The sequence below is a fragment of the Amycolatopsis sp. A133 genome (genome assembly GCF_031082405.1).
GTDB lineage: Bacteria > Actinomycetota > Actinomycetes > Mycobacteriales > Pseudonocardiaceae > Amycolatopsis.
This window is the reverse complement of the sequence record NZ_JAVHJU010000069.1, coordinates 189,481-205,920: the sequence shown is the minus strand read 5'-3', so window position 1 is coordinate 205,920 and position 16,440 is coordinate 189,481. Positions and strand designations below refer to the sequence as shown.

General features: G+C 71.5%; 11 protein-coding genes. 10 read left to right on the top strand and 1 reads right to left on the bottom strand.

The window, feature by feature from the left end; translation table 11 throughout:
* The first annotated feature begins 44 nt into the window (after positions 1-44).
* Genes Q5425_RS42445 through Q5425_RS42400 form a run of 10 tightly spaced genes read left to right on the top strand, consistent with a single transcriptional unit; the run spans position 45 to position 14,472 of the window.
* Positions 45-1,388 carry an exopolysaccharide biosynthesis protein gene (locus Q5425_RS42445; protein WP_308678103.1) on the top strand — a complete coding sequence of 448 codons (1,344 nt, stop codon included), beginning with the start codon at positions 45-47 and terminating at the stop codon, positions 1,386-1,388.
* Positions 1,385-3,250 carry a Wzz/FepE/Etk N-terminal domain-containing protein gene (locus Q5425_RS42440; RefSeq protein WP_308678102.1) on the top strand — a complete coding sequence of 622 codons (1,866 nt, stop codon included), beginning with the start codon at positions 1,385-1,387 and terminating at the stop codon, positions 3,248-3,250. Before Q5425_RS42445 ends, Q5425_RS42440 begins: the two co-directional genes overlap by 4 nt.
* A gap of 42 nt (positions 3,251-3,292) precedes the next feature.
* Positions 3,293-5,203, top strand: a complete 1,911-nt coding sequence (gene asnB, locus Q5425_RS42435) for an asparagine synthase (glutamine-hydrolyzing) (RefSeq protein WP_308678101.1) — start codon at positions 3,293-3,295, stop codon at positions 5,201-5,203.
* The gene (locus tag Q5425_RS42430; RefSeq protein WP_308678100.1) at positions 5,200-7,377 is read left to right on the top strand and encodes a bi-domain-containing oxidoreductase; all 2,178 of its coding nucleotides are present in this window, start codon (positions 5,200-5,202) and stop codon (positions 7,375-7,377) included. Before asnB ends, Q5425_RS42430 begins: the two co-directional genes overlap by 4 nt.
* Positions 7,374-7,598 (top strand): hypothetical protein, encoded by a 225-nt coding sequence (locus Q5425_RS42425; protein ID WP_308678099.1) that lies wholly within the window; start codon positions 7,374-7,376, stop codon positions 7,596-7,598. Before Q5425_RS42430 ends, Q5425_RS42425 begins: the two co-directional genes overlap by 4 nt.
* Positions 7,598-9,856, top strand: a complete 2,259-nt coding sequence (locus Q5425_RS42420; RefSeq protein WP_308678098.1) for an alginate lyase family protein — start codon at positions 7,598-7,600, stop codon at positions 9,854-9,856. Before Q5425_RS42425 ends, Q5425_RS42420 begins: the two co-directional genes overlap by 1 nt.
* 9 nt (positions 9,857-9,865) lie before the next feature.
* Positions 9,866-11,392, top strand: a complete 1,527-nt coding sequence (locus Q5425_RS42415; protein WP_308678097.1) for a right-handed parallel beta-helix repeat-containing protein — start codon at positions 9,866-9,868, stop codon at positions 11,390-11,392.
* Position 11,393: 1 nt separating this feature from the next.
* Entirely contained in the window at positions 11,394-12,662 is a 1,269-nt protein-coding gene (locus Q5425_RS42410; protein ID WP_308678096.1) for an O-antigen ligase domain-containing protein, read from the top strand.
* On the top strand, positions 12,659-13,828 hold the full coding sequence (locus Q5425_RS42405; protein ID WP_308678095.1) for a glycosyltransferase family 4 protein: 1,170 nt from the start codon (positions 12,659-12,661) through the stop codon (positions 13,826-13,828). Before Q5425_RS42410 ends, Q5425_RS42405 begins: the two co-directional genes overlap by 4 nt.
* Positions 13,825-14,472, top strand: coding sequence for a phosphatase PAP2 family protein (locus Q5425_RS42400; protein WP_308678094.1), 648 nt, complete (start codon positions 13,825-13,827; stop codon positions 14,470-14,472). Before Q5425_RS42405 ends, Q5425_RS42400 begins: the two co-directional genes overlap by 4 nt.
* Before the next feature lie 460 nt (positions 14,473-14,932).
* Here Q5425_RS42400 and Q5425_RS42395 read toward each other — a convergent pair whose 3' ends face one another.
* Entirely contained in the window at positions 14,933-16,414 is a 1,482-nt protein-coding gene (locus Q5425_RS42395; protein WP_308678093.1) for a right-handed parallel beta-helix repeat-containing protein, read from the bottom strand.
* Between the last annotated feature and the right edge of the window lie 26 nt (positions 16,415-16,440).

Below are 16,440 nucleotides of genomic sequence, written 5' to 3'. Positions count from 1 at the left end.
CTGAACCCGTTCGGCGTACCCGTCTCAGGAATGGAGATCCGCCGTTGACTGACGACACGGTGCGCCTGGCCCTGGTGGGGCAGGTCCTGCGACGGCGGTGGCGGCTGCTGGCCGCCCTCGCCGTGCTGGGCGCGCTGGTCGGCGCCGGAGCGTCGATCCTGTTCTCACCGGGCTACAAGACGACGTCGAGCGTGCTGCTGCAGGGCCCTCGTCAGGCCGACGAGCTGCTGACCCAGGCCGAGATCGCGACGGCTTCGGTCGTCCTCGACCGCGCCGCGGCCGTGCTGCCGTGGCGGCCCAGCGGCGCCGACCTGAAGAAGCAGGTCAGCACGACGGTGGCGCAGGGCAACGTCGTGACGATCACCGCTTCCGCCGACACCGCCGAGCACGCCCAGCAGCTCGCCGACCAGGTCGCCCAGCAGTTCGTCAAGTACTCGGGGCAGCTGGCGAGCAACTCCGCCGACGCTTCGGTGCAGCTGGCGCAGGAGCAGCGCGAGTCGCTGCGCCAGCAGGTCAAGCTGACCACGGAGAAGATCAGCGACCTCGCCAAGAACGTCGGCGGCGACCTGACCGTGGAGAGCGTGCAGGTCCGCACCCAGCTCGAAGGCCTGAAGACGTCGCTGGAGCAGGCGATCAACGACCTGAACGAAGCCGATCTCGCGACCGGCGTCGGCAACACCGTGGTGCTCGGGCCGTCGCAGCGCCCGACGTCGCCGGCGGCCCCGACGATGATGCAGTTCGTCGCCGGGGGCGCCGTGCTGTTCTTCCTCGCCGGCGTGTTCGGCCACCTGTTCAGCGCCCGCACCGACCGGCGCCTGCGTGGCGAACCGGAGATCGCGTCCGCGCTCGGCGCGCCGATCCTCGCCGGCGTCGACGTCACGACCCCGGAGGGCGACCGCCTGCCCGCCACCGGTCTCGTCGGCAAGGTGCGGCAGCTGCTCGGCGGTGACCGGCCGTGGGTCCTCCCGCCGGTCGCGACCTCGGCCGACGCGGTCAACCGCGACATCCGCTACCGCCGGGTGCTGGCTCGCCTGGCCACCGGCCCCGCCGACGTCCTGCTGCTGGTGGCCGACGATGACGAGACCGGCCGGCTGGCCGCCGCGCAGCTCGCCGAGCTGGCCGACCGGCTGTCCGTGCCGCTGCGGGTCTTCGAGTTCTCCGCCGACCGGCCGACGGTGCCCGACGCCACGGCCGGCTCCGGAGTCCTCGTCGTGCTCGGCTCCGGCACGCGCAGCGCGTGGCAGCTCGTCCGGCTCGCCGAGGCCTGCGCCGACGGCGGCCAGGAGATCGTCGGCGCGGTCCTCACCCACGCCGTCCGGCCGATCGAGCCGGAGAAACCCGGACCCGCGGCGGAAGCCCCCGAGAAAGCCCTGGCAGGTTCGGCGTGACGACTCCCCCCTCGCAAGCCCAGGCCGCCCCGCTCATCGACCTCCAGCGGCTGTTCGTCGCGATCCGCCGCCGCAAGCGGTTCTGGCTGGCCACCGCGCTGCTCGGGCTCGTCGCCGGCGCGGCGGTCGGGTTCGTGCTGCCGGCGCCGCCGACCGCGGTCGCCAAGGTCATCGTGGTCCACCAGGACGACTCGCCGACCGACAGCGGCACGCTGATGCGGACCGACGTCGCCGTGCTGCAGACAACCCCGATCGCCGAAGGCGCGCTGAAGAAGCTGGGCAGCACCGAATCGCCCGAAGACTTCATGAAGAACTACGCCGGCCTCGGCCTCACGAACAACGTCCTGCAGATCACCGTCAAGGCCAAGAGCAACGAAGAGGCCGTGGCGCGGGCCCAGGCGCTGGCCGAGACGTTCATCGCCGACCACGTCAAGCGCAGCCAGGCGGCCGCGGCCGCCCAGTCGCAGGCCATCCTCGACCAGCGCAAGAACGCCCAGGACGAGCTGGGCAAGCTCGAGCAGCAGATCGTCGACGAGGAGGGCAAGGGCCGCCAGGCCAGCCAGCCCACCCTCGAAAGCTTCTACAGCCGCCGCGCCGCGCTCACCGCGCAGATCTCGGACTTCACCTCGCGCGCCCAGCAGGCCGGCATCGGCAGCCCGCAGGTCACCGCGGGCACCCAGATCGTCGACGCGGCCCGCGCGCTGCCCAAGGCGTTCCTCAAGACCACCGCGACCAACGGCGGGATCGGGTTCGCGCTCGGCCTGGCCCTCGGGCTCGCGCTCGTCGCCGTCGGCGCGGTGTCGCGCGACCGGCCGGTGCTGCGCCGGGAAATCTCGACCCACCTCGGCGCGTCGGTGATCGCGCAGCTGCCGTCGAAGCTGCGCGGCCCCGCCCGGCTGTGGCGGCGCTCGCGCGCGGTCGCCGAACGCAAGCGCGTCGCCACGACGCTCGTCCGCCTGATCAAGAAGGACCCGCGCGAGGTGTCGCTGCTGGAGCTCGGCGCCCCGAAGGTCGCCGCCGCGCTCGGCCTGGACATCGCCGAAGAGCTGGCCGCCGAGGGCGCGGCGAGCGTCGTCGACGACCTGCCGGGCGAGGACGTCCGCAAGCTGGCGAAGGAGACCGGGAGCGCCGTCTCCGTGGTGGGCGCCGGAGATCCGCCCGGCGAGCGCCGCGTCAGCGTCGGTACGGTGTCGCCGGGCACGGCGTGGACCGACCTGGAGCACCTGGGCAAGGAAACCGTGCTGGTCGTCAAGGCCGGGCACGCGAACACCCTGTGGCTGCACACCGTCGCGCGGCAGCTCGCCGACCAGGGGATCCCGGTCATCGGCATCGTGCTGGTCGACCCGGACCCGCGCGACAAGTCCGACGGCACGCTGTGGGACGGCCTGCACACGGCCCTGCGCGGGCGCGGCAGCGCGGCTCCCGCCGAGCGTGAAGACCGCTTGGACGAGCTCGTCGCCCGCGTCGCCGAGCGCGTCGCGAAGACGGAGCCGCCGACGCGCCGGTTCATTCCGGTCCGGCCGGTGCTCCCGCCCGCGCTCGCCACACCGCGGCCACCGGCTTCGCCCCTGCCGCCACCCGGCGGCGTGAGCGTCCCGGACCACCTGAACGCGCCGACGAAGAAGTTCGCCCCGATCAAGCCGAAGCCACGGCCGACGCCGTTCAAACGCGATCAAGGCGAACCGAGCCACCAGGGCGAACTCAACGCCGGACTCGAGCCGGAAAAGAGCGCTGTGTCAACCGGGGCTTTGCCCCGGGCCGGGGGCTCCGCCACCCAGACCCCCGAAAAGAGTGCTGTGACAACCGGGGCTTCGCCCCGGGCCGGGGGCTCCGCCACCCAGACCCCCGACAAGAGTGCGTGAGTCTCCTGACCCGCGCCGCGACCGAAGGGGAACGCACCCGAGATGTGCGGCATCGCAGGCACCTACCTCTGGCCGGACGGCGGGCCGCTCACCGACCGGCTGACCAAGACGCTGGCCCACCGGGGACCGGACGGCTCCGGCCGCTACGAGCACCGCGCCGGCCCCGGTGAAGTCCACCTGGGCCACCGGCGGCTCTCGATCATCGACCTGTCCGAAACCGGCGCCCAGCCGATGGTCCTCGACGGGCTCGCGCTGAGCTACAACGGCGAGCTGTACAACGCGCCCGAGCTGCGGGCCGAGCTGGCGGGCGCCGGCGTGCGCTTCCGCGGCACGTCCGACACCGAGGTGCTGCTGCAGGCGTGGCGGCGCTGGGGCACGGACTGCCTGCCCAAGCTGCGCGGCATGTTCGCCTTCGCCCTGTTCGAGGAGGGCACCGGCGAGCTGTTCCTGGTCCGCGACCAGCTGGGCATCAAGCCGCTGTTCTTCGTGCAGCGGGGCGGCGGGGTCGCGTTCGCGTCCGAGCTCAAGGCCCTCGCCGGCGAGCTCGGCGGGTCACTGCAGGTCGACAACGCCGCCCTGATCGCGTCGCTGCTCTACTACTGGGTGCCGGACAGCCGGTGCGCCTACCAGGGCGCGGAGAAGCTGCAGCCGGGGACCTGGCTGCGGTGCCGTCCGGACGGCCAGGTGGACCGCGGCCGGTTCTGGTCGCTGCGGGAGGTCGCCGAGGAGGGCGCGGCCTTCGACGGCGAGGTCGACCTGCACGCCGTGATCGCCGAGTCGACGGCCAAGCACCTGCTGTCGGACGTCCCCGTCGCGACGTTCCTCTCGGGCGGCCTGGACTCCAGCTACCTGACGGCGCTGGCCGCGCGGTCGCAGCCCGGGATCTCCGCCTACACCATCGGGTTCCGGGCCGAGGACGCGAAGTTCGAGGCGATGCCGGACGACCTCAAGTACGCCCGGATCGTCGCCGAGCAGTTCGGCGTCGACCTGCACGAGATCGAAATCGCGCCACAGGTGCTCGACCTGCTGCCGAAGATGACCTACCACCTCGACGAGCCGATCGGCGACCCGGCGGCGATCAACTCGTTCCTGATCTGCTCGGCCGCGCGCGAGGCCGGCGTCAAGGTGATGCTGTCCGGGATGGGTGCCGACGAGCTGTTCGCCGGCTACCGCAAGCACCTCGCGAACCTGATCGCCCTGCGCTACCACAAGGTGCCGGGTGCGGTCCGGCGTCCGGTCGAGTCCATTGTGGACCGGCTGCCGGTGGCGTCGGCCAAGCGCGGCTACCGGTCGGTGCGGTTCGCGAAGCGGTTCCTGTCCTTCGCGGGCCTGCCCGAGGAGACGGCGTTCCGGCGCAGCTACACGATGTACGACCGCGCGGAGCTGGTTTCGCTGCTGAACCCGGACTTCGCCCCGCTGGTCGACGACGTCCTGACCGAGCACGCGGACACGTACCACGACCAGGCCCTGGACGACTTCGTCAACCGGATGTGCCTGGCCGATTCGCGGCTGTTCCTGCCGGGGCTGAACCTGACCTACACCGACCGGTCGACGATGGCGGCGTCCACCGAGGTGCGGACGCCGTTCGTCGACGTCGAGGTCGTGCGGGCGGCGTTCAAGATCCCCGGTAACAAGAAGATCGTCGGCCGCGCCGGGAAGGTGGCGCTGAAGAACGCGGCGCTGAACATCCTGCCCAGCGAGATCGTGCACCGGCCGAAGGGCCTGTTCAGCGCGCCGCTGCGGGCCTGGATGAGCCGCGACCTGGCGCCGCTGGTGCGCGAAGTCGTCAACGACGGGGTGCTCGTTTCGTCGGGTTTCCTGCAGCGCGAGGCGTTGCAGCGCATGGTCGCCGAGGACGCCGCCGGTCAGGAAGACCGCGGCAAGCACCTCTGGCACGTCTTGACTCTTGAGTATTGGTACCGGAACGCGATGTCTGGAGCGGGAGCGAAGTGAAGCAGGTAGTCCAGAACTACAAGAGCGGGGAACTGGCGCTCCTCGAGGTCCCCGAGCCCGCCTGCAAGCCCGGCGGCGTGCTGGTGCGAACGGTGTACTCGCTGATCTCGACCGGCACCGAGATGATGAAGGTGTCCGAAGCGAGCATGTCGTTGGTGGGCAAGGCGAAGGCCCGGCCCGACCAGGTCGCGAAGGTCATGCAGAGCGTGGCCACCAACGGCCTTTCGGCGACCTACCGCAAGGTGACGTCCAAACTGGACTCCTACACCCCGCTCGGCTACTCGCTGTGCGGCATCGTCGAGGAGGTCGGCGACGGCATCACCGACGTCTCCGTCGGCGACCTCGTGGCCTGCGCGGGTAACGAGCACGCGCTGCACGCCGAGCTCAACTGGGTGCCCAAGAACCTCTACTCGCGGGTGCCCGCCGGCGTCGACCCGCGGCACGCGGCGTTCGGCACCGTCGGGTCGATCGCGATGCAGGGCGTCCGCCGCGGCGAGCCGCAGATCGGCGAAGTCGCCCTGGTCATCGGCCTCGGCCTGATCGGCCAGCTCGTGGTGCAGCTGCTGTCGTCGTCCGGCGTCCGCGTCGTCGGCGTCGACCCCGACCCCGAGCGCTGCAAGCTGGCCGAGAGCCTCGGCGCGCTGACCTGCGCGCACCCGGCGTCCGGCATCGTCGACACGGCCGTGGACGAGCTGACCCACGGCGCGGGCGTCGACCAGACCTACCTCGCCGCCGGCGGCAACACGAACGACCCGGTGGAGCTGGCCGCGAAGCTGTCGCGCGACCGCGGCCGCGTGATCGACATCGGCAAGTGCAAGCTCGACCTGCCGTGGAACGCCTACTACGAGAAGGAACTGGACGTCCGGTTCTCGCGGTCCTACGGACCGGGCCGCTACGACCCGTCGTACGAGCTCGAAGGCCGCGACTACCCGATCGGCCAGGTCCGCTGGACCGAGCGCCGCAACCTCGAGTGCGTCCTCGACCTGATCGCGCGCGACCGGCTGGACGTCGAGCCGCTGATCACGCACGTCTCGGACTTCTCTTCCGCGGTTTCGACCTACAAGTCCCTGAACGAGGGGGAGCTGAAGGCCGTCGCGGTGCTGTTCCGCTACCCGGACGCGGTCGCTCGGACGGAGCCGGTGGTCACGTCCGCGCGGGTCGCGGTGGCTTCGCGTCCGGCGGCTGCCCTTCCGGCGGGCCAGCCGGTGCGGCTGGGCTTCATCGGGGCGGGGAACTACGCGTCGTCGATGCTGCTGCCGCACCTGGTCGAGCGCGCGGACGTCGAGCTCAAGCACGTCGCGACGACGTCGGCGCTGTCCGGCGCGAACGCCCGCCGCAAGTTCGGTTTCGCCGCGGCGTCGACCGACATCAACGACGTTCTCGGCGACTCGTCGATCGACGCGGTGTTCGTGGTGACGCGCCACAGTTCGCACGCCGAGCTGACCCGGCGCGCGCTGCTGGCGGGCAAGGCGGTGTTCGTCGAGAAGCCCCTGGCGCTGTCGGCTTCGGAGCTGCAGAACGTGCTGGACACGATCGAGGAGTCCGGCAACGACCGCCTGCAGGTCGGCTTCAACCGCCGGTTCGCCCCGCTGCTGCACGAGGCCCGCGACCAGTTCGGCCCGCGCGTCGGCCCGGCGACGGTGCGGTACCTGGTCAACGCCGGCCGTCTCGACCACGGCAGCTGGTACAACCAGACCGACAGCGAGGGCTCCCGTTTTGCGGGCGAGGGCGGGCACTTCATCGACACGGTGAGCTGGCTGCTCGACGCCGACCCGGTGTCGGTGTACGCCACGGGCGACCTCCAGGTGACCCTCGGCTATCCGGACGGCTCGACGGCGGTGATCACCTACGCGGAGACCGGCTCGTCGGGCTTCCCGAAGGAGACGCTGGACGTCGTCGCCGACGGCAAGGTCCTGAAGTTCGACGACTTCGTCCGCGCGTCGGTGTACTCGCGGAAGAAGTGGGCCAGCTCGCGCATCCCGAAGGGGCGTGACAAGGGCCAGGCCGCGGAGGTCAACGCCTTCCTGGACGCGGTCCGGACGGGCGGTCCGATGCCGATCTCGATCGAGTCGCTGGCCGCGACGACCCTGGCGACCCTGGCCGCGCAGACGAGCGTCGCGAACGCGGCGCCGGTGCGGATCGAGCTGCCGCGGAAGGCGGGTGCCCCGGCATGACGAGCATGGCATCGGTCCGGTTGGGCCTGGGCGTGCCGAGTGTGGCGCCGGTCCGGTTGGGGCGGCTGGGCCCGGGCATGCCGAGTGTGGCATCGAGCCGGCTGGGGCGGCCGGGCATGCCGAGCGTGGCGCCGGTCCGGCTGAGGACGCTGGGCCCGGGCATGCCGAGCGTCGCGCCGGTCCGGCCGGCGCTGCTGCCGAAGGCAGGTGCCCGGCCGTGATGGGTCCCGGCTGGTACCTGCGCCGGCTGTCCCGGATGGGGCCGGCGGAGGTCGTCGGCCGCACGCGGCACGCCGTTGTCCAGCGGCAGTGGCGGTCCGCGCTGCCGGTGCCGCCCGATTGGCCGGCGCACCCGCGCTTCACCGCGGCGCTGCCCGCCGGGGTGCTGGGCAAGGCGTCCGGCGAGGCGGCTTCGCGCCTGCTGGCCACGGCCGACGAGCTGATGGCGGGCCGCGCGGAGTTCTTCGGCGTGGAGCGTGCGGACTTCGAGGCGCCTGACTGGTTCCTCGACCCCAAGACCGGGCGCCGGGCACCGTCGGACGTGTTCGCGTTCGACGTGCCGTACCGGTCGGAGGACACGGTCGGTGACATCAAGCAGATCTGGGAGCCGTCGCGCCACCAGCACCTCACCGTGCTGGCCGCGGCGTACGCCCTGACCGGTTCTCCGGCGTACGCGGTCCGCGTGGCGGAGCACCTGCGGTCGTGGTGGGCGGCGAACCCGCCGTTGCAGGGGCCGCACTGGGTGAGCGGCATCGAGCTGGGCATCCGGCTCCTGTCGTGGGTCTGGACGCGCCGCCTGCTCGACGGCTGGCCGGGTGCCGCGGAGCTGTTCGAGGAGAACCCGGACTTCCAGCTCCAGCTGTGGCACCACCAGAACTGGCTCGCGACGCTGCGCAGCCACGGTTCGTCGGCGAACAACCACGTGATCGCCGAGGACGCCGGGCTGCTCGCCGCGGCGAGCGCGTTCGGCTGGTTCCCGGAGTCGGCCGGCTGGCGAGCCTCGGCGATGCGCTCGCTGGACGTCCAGCTGGCGCGCAACACGTTCGCGTCCGGCCTCAACGCGGAACTGGCGTCCGAGTACCACGGTCTGGTGCTGGAACTCGGCCTCGCCGCGGCGGCCGAGGCGGACGCCGCGGGCACCCCGGTGCCCGATTCGACGTGGGACGTCCTGCTCCGCATGACGGACGCCCTGGCGTCCATTGTGGACAACCGGTTGCGTCCGCCTCGTCAAGGCGACGCCGACGACGGCTTCGGCCTCATCGTCGACGGCACGTCGACCGACCGCTGGGCGTCGTTGCTGGCCACGGGCGAGGCACTGTTCGGCCGCCTGGACTGGTGGCCGCCGGTCCCGGGCGACGACGTACGGACACCGCTGCTGGCGTCGTTGGTGTCGCGCACCCCGCGGGCATCGGGCGTCCGCCCCGGTCGCCGCCCGGCGCACCTGCGTGACGCGGGGATGACAATCCTCCGCTCGGACCGAGTGTGGGTCCGCTGCGACGGAGGTCCCCACGGATTCCTGTCGATCGCGGCGCACGCCCACGCGGACGCGTTGTCCTTGGAGGTCCGCCACGACGGGGTGGACGTGCTGGCCGACCCGGGTACGTTCTGCTACCACGGCGAGCCGCAGTGGCGCTCGTACTTCCGGTCGACGCTGGGCCACAACACCCTCGAGCTGGCCGGCCGCGACCAGTCGGTTTCGGGTGGTCCGTTCCTGTGGACCCGCCACGCGGTGACGAAGGTGCTGGAGGTCCACACACCGGACACCGGCCCGGCCCGCTGGTCGGCAGCCCACGACGGCTACGCACCGGCGGTACACCGCCGCACGGTCGAGCTGGACGGCGAGGCGCTGAAGATCATCGACGAGGTATTGGGCGAAGAACGGCCGACGGCGCGCTTGGCATTCCACTTCGGCCCGGCGGTGACGGTCATGCTCGACGGCACCACGGCCCGCCTCCGCTGGACGGCCCCCGCCGGTTCCGCGGGGGTGGACTTGGGGGCCGGGTTGCCGACCGCCGGCGCGGGGAGTGGGTTCGGTGCCGCCGCCGGTGGCGAGGGCCGGTCCGATTTCCCGGCCGCCGGGAGTGAGCCTGCCGCCTCGGACGGGAACGATCCGCTCGTCGGGCGGGTTTCCGAGTCCGGTTCCGCCGCCACGAGCGGCGAGGGCCGGACGGGGTTCGCTGCTGCGGGGACGGCCCGGGCACCCGGGTTGCCGGTCGTCGGTGCGGGGACTGGCTCCGCAGCCTCGGATGGGGGCGATCCGCTCGTCGGGCGGGTCTCCGGCTCCCTCACCGGCACCGGGGGTGCGGTGCGCACCGCCGTCATGGAGTTGCCGTCCGAACTCTCGTGGACCGTGCACCGGGGGGACACCGAGCCGCCGCTGGGTTGGTACTCCGCGGGGTTCGGCAGGAAGGAACCCTCCACCACCCTTGTCGGCTCCGGGTCGCCCGGTCACCTCACCACCCTGCTCCGCTTCAGTTAGGACCCGCCCGTGACAGCCCGCCGCTTCCGACTCGGCCGTGCAGCTCCGCTGCTCGGCGTCCTGCTCACGGTCGCGGCGTGCTCGGGCGGGCCGGATACCGATGGCGGGCAGGCCCAGGCCACCGCGGCCCCCAGCGGGTCGGTCGCCGCCGTGTGCGACAAGCAGCCGGCCGGGCCGGCCGCCGCGCCGGCGGGTGCCGTGGTCGTCGATCCCGCGGTGCCGGGGGACCTGGCCGTCAAGACACGCTCGGCCGGGCCCGGCACGACGTTCTGGCTCAAGCCCGGCAAGCACATCCTCGGCGACGACAAGTACGACCAGGTGTCCCCCAAGGACGGTGACGTCTACATCGGCGCACCCGGCGCTGTCGTCGACGGCCGGAAGATCAACCAGTACGCGTTCACCGGCCACGCGGTCGACGTCAAGATCACCTACGTGACCGTGCAGGGCTTCGCCGCCCCGCGCGACGAGGGCGTGGTCAACCACGACTCCGGCGACGGCTGGGTGATCGAGCACTCGACCGTCCAGGACAACGACGGCGCCGGGCTCATGGCGGGCGCCCGCCAGCAGGTGCGCGGCAACTGCCTGCGCCGCAACGGCCAGTACGGCATGAACGCCTACTCCGGCAGCACCCCGCTCACCGCGCTGGTCGTCGAGGGCAACGAGATCGCCGGCAACAACACCGGCGACTGGGAAGCGAAGATCGACGGCTGCGGCTGCAGCGGCGGGGTCAAGTTCTGGGCCGTGAACGGCGCCGACGTCCGCGGCAACTGGGTGCACGACAACCACGGCACCGGGCTGTGGGCCGACACGAACAACAACGACTTCCTCATCGAGGGCAACCTCATCGAGAACAACGACAGCGCCGCGCTGATCTACGAGATCAGCTACAACGCCGTCATCCGCGACAACACGATCCGGAAGAACAACTGGGCCGACGGCCGCCGGTACGCCGACAAGGGCGACAACTTCCCGACGCCGGCGATCTACATCTCCGAGTCCGGCGGCGAGCCGCGGATCAAGGCCCGCACCGCGAAGATCGAGATCTCCCGCAACTACCTGGAGAACAACTGGTCCGGGATCACGCTGTGGGAGAACGCCGACCGGTTCTGCAACAGCCCGGCCAACACCTCCTCGGGCGACTGCACCCGGCTGGTGCCGGCCGTCAAGGAGTGCGCGGCCCCGGCGATCACCAGCGGCGCGCTCCTGGCCGACTGCCGCTGGAAGACCCAGCACGTCGACATCCACGACAACAAGTTCGTCCTCGACCCGGCGGTCGTGGGCTGCCAGGCTTCGTGCGGCCGGATGGGCCTGCTGTCGAACTTCGGCAGCTACCCGGACTGGTCGCCGTACCGCGGCGACGACGTCCAGGAAGCGATCACGTTCAAGCAGGACAACCGCTGGCACGACAACAGCTACGCCGGGCCGTGGACGTTCATCGCCTACTCGGCCGACCGCGTCCTCGAGATCGGCGAATGGGAAGGCGCGCCCTACTCGCAAGACAGCGGGAGCACCTTCACCGCGCAGGCCGGGGGCTGACATGACGGTGCACACCGGACCGGCAGGCATCCGCGGCGACGCCCCGCCCCAACCGGCGTCCTCGACGCCGAAGTGGGCGGGCCTGGCGTGGGCGCTGCTCATCCTGAACACGCTCGGCTCGACCGGCGCGAAGACGGTCCTTCCGCTGCCGCGGTCGGTCAGCCAGCTGGTCACCATGGGTTCGCTGATGACGGCGTTCGTGATCGCGCTGGCGCTGAACAAGCACCTGCGGATCCGCCCGAGCGCGTACCTGCTGCTGCTGACGGCGCTGCTCGTGTCGAGCATTCTTTCCAGCGCCGACCTGCAGGAGGGCGCCGGCGCGTTGTTCCGGTGCTTCCGGCTCACGGTGTTCGTCTCCACGCTCTGGCTGCTGACCCGCTGGTGGGACGGCGGGTTCAGCTTCGTCCGGTACCACATCCGCACCTACGCGGTCGTGCTCGCGTCGGTCGCGATCGGCCTGGTGATCTCGCCCGGCAACGCCATGCCGGAGGAGTACGGCGGCCGGCTTTCGGGCGCGGTCTGGCCGCTGACCCCGCCGCAGATCGGTCAGTACGCGGCCGTCATCGCCGGGCTCACGCTCCTCCTCTGGTTCGGGCGCCACACGACGTGGCGCAGCGCGCTGGCGATCGTGGTGCCGGTGGTGGGGCTGCTGATGCTCACGCACACCCGCACGGCGACGCTCGGCCTCGTCGCCGGCCTCGCGGTGGCCTTCCTGTCGATGGTGTTGACCAGTGCCCGCGCGCGGAAGGTGTTCGCGTGGACGGTCGGCGTCGGCGGGGCCGCGGGTGTGGTGCTCGCGGGTGCGCTGCAGACGTGGTTCCTCCGCGGGCAGAGCGCCGACAACTTCTCCAGCCTCACCGGCCGCGCGAAGGTGTGGGACGCGCTGCTGGAGGCCCCGCGGTCGACGGCGGAGTACATCTTCGGCGTCGGCCTGACGGACAAGTCCTACGACGGCCTCCCGATCGACAACAGCTGGCTCGCGATCTACCACGAGCAGGGTTTCGTCGGGATCGCGCTGGTGGCGGGGTTCCTCCTCACATTGGTCGTGGTGGCCGCGCTGCGGCCGCCGTCCTTGGCTCGCGCGTGCGCGATCTTCCTGATCACCTACTGCATTTCGGCGTCCTACACCGAAGCGGGCCTCGGCGACGCGTCGCCGTACCTGCTCCACCTGGCGGTCGCCGCGTCGCTGCTGGTCCGCGGGGTGCCGCAGTCCGACGAACAAGCATTCATCCCGGCGAAGGGGGCAGACGTGCGAGGTGCAGGCGCGTGAAGGTGCTCGTGGTGCACAACCGGTACCGGTCCGAGCAGCCCAGCGGCGAGAACAACGTCGTCGACGCCGAGGTGACGCTGCTCGCCGAGGGCGGTCACCAGGTGTCGCTGTTCGAACGCCGCAGCGACGACATCGCCGCGATGCCGTTGCCCCGCAAAGCCACGGTGCCGCTGATGGTGCCGTGGAACCCGGCGGTGCGGAAGGAGCTCGCCGCCCGGCTGCGGGCGTCGCGCCCGGACGTCGTGCACATCCACAACACGTTCCCGCTGCTGTCACCGTCGGTGGTCGCCGCCTGCGCGGACGCGGGGGTGCCCGCGGTCGCGACGCTGCACAACTACACGATGGTCTGCCCGCCCGGCACGCTCCACCGCGACGGCCGCATCTGCACCGAGTGCGTCGGCGGCTCACCGCTGCCGGCGGTGAAGCACGGCTGCTACCGCGGTTCGAGCGCGGCCACGGTCCCGATGGCGGCGAGCATGGTCGCGAACCGGCGCCGGTGGTGGACGGGCGTGTCCCGGTTCTTCTGCATTTCGGCGGCCCAACGTGACCTCCTGGTGTCGGCCGGGATGCCCGGCGAGCGGATGGCGGTGAAGCACAACTTCGTCACCGACCCCGGCGTCCGCCGCACCGGCGACGGGAAGCACGTGCTGTTCCTCGGCCGCGTCACCGAGGAAAAGGGGGTCGACCTGCTGATGCGGGCCTGGGATGACCTCGGCGGTGCCCTGGGGGCGCCCCTGGTCATCGCCGGCACGGGCCCGATGCAGGACGAGGTCGCCGCCTGGGCGGCCGGACGTTCCGACGTCTCGTACGTCGGCCTCCAGAACAAAGCGGAGTGCCGCGCGCTGACCGCCGACGCGGTCGCGGTGGTCGCGCCGTCGACGTGGCTGGAAGCCTTCGGCCTGGTGGTGGTCGAGGCGATGGCCGCCGGCGTCCCGACGGTCGCGGCCGCGCACGGCGCGTTCCCCGAGCTCGTCGACGACGGTGTCACCGGTCTCCTGCACGTACCGAACGACGCGGCCTCACTCGCGGACCGCCTGCGCGCGGTCGTCGGCGACCACAACCGCGACATGGGCGACGCGGCCCGCGTCCGGTACGAGAAGGACTTCACGCCCGCGGTGGGGCTGGACCGGCTGATCGCCGGGTACGAGACGGCGATCGCCGGGTGAGGGAGCTGGTCCGGACGGCACCCGCGGCCCTGCCGGTCGTGCTGCGTGCCCCGCTGGCGATGTCGGCCGCCCTCGCGACGGCGGTCCTCGTGGCGCTCGGCATCCTCCACTTCCACGACTCGGGCCTGACCGGGATCGACGCGGCGCTCCTGCCGTCGATCGACGGGGTCCGGCCGCCGTGGCGATACGTGGCCCTGGTCGTCGACTTCGGCGGCGAGCCGGTGGGGTCGGTGATCCTGATCGGCCTCCTCGCGGGGGTGTGTTGCCTGGTCCGGCGCGTCCGGACGGCCGTGCTGACGGTGGTGGGCGTCGTGGTCACGGTGGCGGTGACGACGGTGCTGAAGCCGCTGGTCGGGCGCACCATCCACGGCGAGTTCCTGTCGTACCCGAGCGGGCACACGGCGATGGCGACGGCGCTCGCGCTGATCATCGCGTTTCTGCTCACCGACCGGCTGGCGCTCGGGCGCGGAGTCGCGGTGTCGCTGACTCTGGGGTTCGCTCTGGTGGCCGGGGTCGCGATGGGATGGGCGGAGGTGGCCTTGGGTGCGCACTACCCGACGGATGCGGTCGGTGGGTTTTGCGCTGCGCTGGCCGCGGTGCCGGTGACCGCTGGGGTGCTGGACCGCGTCGCCGACCGGCTTTGAAGCGTGGAGGCTGCACGCTGGAGTACTGGGTGCTGATGGCCGGTGCGCGGGTCGGAGCCGATCGGGGGCTGCGTGCCGGAGCGACGGGGGTGCTGGTCGGCTCGGGCGGGCGGTGGGTAAGCGCTCGGGTGACCGGGGCGCGGGTCGGCTCGGATGATTGGCTGTGTGCTCGGGCGGCCGGTTCGTGATGACACCGGCCGGGCGTCTTCGAGGTGAACCGAGGGCGGAGTTCGGCGATCTGCGAACTGCGGTCGTCATCGGTCCAGTGTGGACGGTCTGGCGCGTCGAGGCGGTCATGTCTTCGACGGTACCGAACATGCGTGCGAGCGCCATCGCTGAAAAGGGTGAACCGGTGTCCGAAATGCTCCGTTCGCGATTTTTTCCTTGTGGCACAACGGAAATCTTGCTCGTTCGCGCCGGACGTGGTGGAAATTGTCGGAGCCGTTCGGCATGCTCGTGATCAGCAGCCGGCGGGCCCACCGTCGAACGAAGAGCACTCGTCCTGCGAGTAGGGGTTCGCCCGCCAGCCCGCAGCGTCGACCGTCTGGGAGGTGTCATGCACGACGAAAGTCCACGGCCCGAGGTAGGAATTGTCGTGCCACCGGTTGGCCTGGCGGAAGGTGATGGCCTCCTCGATCACCGTTCCCTTGTAAGGCGACCAGTCCGGGAACGTCCCGAAGTTCGACAGCAGAGCCATCCGCCCGCACAGGCTCGTGCAGCCCATCCGTCCCGCGTCGAACCGGAAGGTGTTCCCGTGGATCTCCACCCGCTGCGTCTTCCAGCGGCAGTCGTCGTACGCCGGGGCGTTCTCGATCTTGCCCGAGGTGCACGAAGACTTCGCCGCTGCCTTGGTGCAGTAGCCCGAAGACGTGTTCGCCGGGCTGTTGCAGAAGCGGTCGGCGTTCTCCCACAACGTGATGCCGGCCCAGTTGTCCTCGAAGGTGTTCCCGCTGATGTCGATGGCCGACGTCCGCGCCGGCACGCGCGGATCGCCGCCCGACTCCGACAGGTACACCGTCGCCACCGGGAAGTTGTCGCCGCGCGTCGCGAACGCGCGGCCCTGCACCAGGGTGTTGCCGCGGAACGTGTTGCCGCGCAGGGCCAGGTTGTAGCTGGTCTCGTAGAACAGCCCCTCGGCGTCGTTGGCCTCGAACAGGTTGTCCTCGACGAAGAAGTCGTTGTTGTTCGTGTCGGCCCACAGCCCGGCGCCGTGGTTGCCGTGGACCCAGTTGCCGCGGATGTCGGCCCCGTTCACGGCCCAGAACTTGGCGCCGCCGCTGCACCCGCAGCCCGGCACCTTGGCCTCCCAGTCACCGGTGTTGTTGCCGGTGATCTCGTTGCCCTCGAGCACCAGCCCGGTGATGCCGTCGCCCGCCTGGTACGCGTTGAGCCCGTACTGGCCGTTGTTGCGCAGGCAGCTGTGTCGCACGACCTGGCCGGCACCGGCCATCAGCCCCGCGCCGGCGTTGTCCTCGATGGTGGTGTTCTCGATGAGCCAGCCGTCGCCGGAGTCGTGGTTGACCACACCCTGGTCCTGCAGCGCGGCGAACCCGCGGATGGTGAGGCCGCGGATCTCGACGTTGCGCGCCTGCTGGGTGAAGGCGGCCCGGTTGACGCCGCGGCCGTCGACGACCGCGCCCGGCGCGCCGAGGTAGACGTCGCCGTCCTTGGGGACGACCTGGCCGAACTCGTCGCTGCCCAGCGTGTGGGTGCCGGGGCGGAGCCAGAACGTCGTGCCCGCCGGGTGGGCCGCCGTCTTGGCCGACAGATCGCTGTCGACACCCGGATCGACGGTGACGGCTCCGGAAGGTGGCTGCTCGTACCCGGCCGGCTGGTGCCCGCACACCGGACCCGGTCCGTCGGCGGCGCGCGCGATCGCGGGGCACGCCACGGCGATCAGGAGCGAGCAAGCAGCAACGAGAACCGAACGAGATCTGCCCATGGATGGAAGTTACGCACGAACGGGCC